The organism is Sphaerospermopsis reniformis, assembly GCF_005402885.1.
Lineage (GTDB): Bacteria > Cyanobacteriota > Cyanobacteriia > Cyanobacteriales > Nostocaceae > Sphaerospermopsis > Sphaerospermopsis kisseleviana.
In genome coordinates this window covers 1-2,500 of record NZ_BJCE01000422.1, presented here as the reverse complement: position 1 = coordinate 2,500, position 2,500 = coordinate 1, and the positions used below count along the sequence as shown (strand labels likewise).

The following is a 2,500-nucleotide window of genomic DNA, read 5'->3' as shown; positions in this document are numbered from 1 at the left end:
CATATCCCACATCACCAATCACCCCTCTCCAATCACCCCTCCCCAATCACCAATCCCCCATCTCGCATCATCAATCCCTCATCCGCCATCACTCATCCCCAATCGCCCATCCCCCATCGCCCTTCACCACTCACCCATCACCCATCACCCATCACCAATCACCCATCACCCATCACCCATCACCAATCACCAATGTCTTATCCTAAAATTCGCTTAATTGCATTTACCACTTTGATTTTGACGGTTTTACAACCTGCGGTTAATTTACCAGTGTTATTCCAGGTATCACAGGTATTTGCACAAACACCAGCAGCGCGGAGAGCAGAAGCAGATAGACTATTTCAGCAAGGTATTGAGCAAGATAATAACAGTCAATTTGCAGCAGCTTTGCAGTCTTGGCAACAAGCATTAATTATTTATCGTGAAATCAAAAACCGTTATGGTGAGGTACTTGCTTTAGGTTTTCAAGGTGAAGCTTACCTTAAACTGGGAGATAAAGCTAATGCGATCGCATCTTTCAAACAAGCTTTAACAATTGCTAAGGAAATCAATAATCAAGAGTTGGAGAAAATTGCTCAGGAACGTCTACAGTTTGCTCAAACCGAAAATGACCCTCGTAAAGCAGCAGCAGATAGACTATTACAGCAAGGTTTTGAGCAGTATCAAACCAGTCAATTTACAGCAGCATTACAGTCTTTGCAACAAGCATTGATTATTTATCGGCAAATCAAAAACCGTTATGGTGAGGCACGTGCTTTAGGTCTTCAAGGTGAAGCTTACCTTAAACTGGGAGATAAAGCTAATGCGATCGCATCTTTCAAACAAGCTTTAGCAATTGCCAAGGAAATCAATAATCAAGAGTTGGAGAAAATTGCTCAGGAAGCTCTACAGTTTGCTCAAACTCAAAATGACCCTCGTAAAGCAGCAGCAGATAGACTATTACAGCAAGGTGTTGAACAGAATCAAACCAGTCAATTTACAGCAGCATTACAGTCTTTGCAACAAGCATTGATCATTTATCGTCAAATCAAAAACCGTTATGGTGAGGGTGCTGCTCTAGGTAATCTGGGAAATGCTTACAATGCACTGGAAGAATACGACAAAGCCATTGAATACTACACCTCCAGTTTAGCTATTGCCCGTGAAGTCAAAGACCGTAGAGGTGAGGGTCAATCTCTAGGTAATCTGGGAAGTGTTTACCATGCACTGGGAGATTACACGAAAGCCATTGAATACCACACCTCCAGTTTAGTCATTGCCCGTGAAATTAAAGACCGTAGAGGTGAGGGTACTGCTCTAGGTAATCTGGGAAGTGCTTACAATGCACTGGGAGAATACACCAAAGCCATTGAATACTACACCTCTAGTTTAGCCATTGCCCGTGAAATCAAAGACCGTTATAGTGAGGGTGCTTCTCTAGGTAGTCTGGGAAATGCTTACTATTCACTGGGAGAATACACCAAAGCCATTGAATACTACACCTCTAGTTTAGCCATTGCCCGTGAAATCAAAGACCGTAGAGGTGAGGGTCAATCTCTAGCTAATCTGGGACTTGCTTACACTGCACTGGGAGATTACACCAAAGCCATTGAATACCTCACCTCTAGTTTAGCCATTGCCCATGAAATCAAAGACATCCAAGGAGAAGGAAGTAGTTTAAATAATCTAGGATTAGCTTTCTATGAATCTGGCAACCTCCCACAAGCAGAAACAACTCTCTATACTGGCATTGAAGTATGGGAATCTATCAGAGGAAAATTAGGGAACAATGATAGCTACAAAGTCTCTATTTTTGAAGAACAAGCTCGCACTTACCGCCTATTACAACAAGTCCTCATTGCTCAGAATAAAACTCATGAAGCTTTAGAAATTTCTGAACGAGGACGTGCTAGGGCATTTGTGGAGTTATTAACTTCACGTTTATCTAACACAAATACCAGTCAAACTTCTCCACCTGCTGTTGATAAACCGACAATAGCTTTATTACAAAAAATTGCCAAACAACAAAATGCTACCCTCGTTCAATATTCTATTATCCCTGATACATTCAAACAGGATGGTAAACAACAAACCAAAGAATCAGAACTTTATATCTGGGTGATTAAACCCACAGGTGAAATTACTTTTCGTAAATCTGATTTAAAACCTCTGTGGCAAAAAGAAAATACCACTCTAGCAAAACTCGTTGATAATAGTCGTGAATCTATCGGTGTGAGAAGCAGAGGGGGTATTGTAGCTAGTCTAGATCCTAATGCTGCCCCAGTCAAAGGAAGATTTCAAAAACTCCATGAATTACTAATTACACCTATTGCGGATCTTTTACCCAAAAAGGAAACTGAAAGAGTTGTTTTTATTCCTCAAAGTCAATTATTCCTTGTTCCTTTCCCCGCATTGCAAGATGAAAAAGGTAAATATTTAATTGAAAAACATACTATTCTCACTGCACCATCTATTCAGGTTTTAGATTTAACCCACAAGCGAAAAAACGCCATTAAAAAAT

1 protein-coding gene is annotated in these 2,500 nt (G+C 40.6%); it reads left to right on the top strand.

Going from position 1 to position 2,500, the window contains the following annotated elements; all coding sequences use genetic code 11:
- Window positions 1-2,500: tetratricopeptide repeat protein (locus tag FFR48_RS27195; protein ID WP_307722542.1), on the top strand; the 2,500-nt coding region annotated here is incomplete at both ends.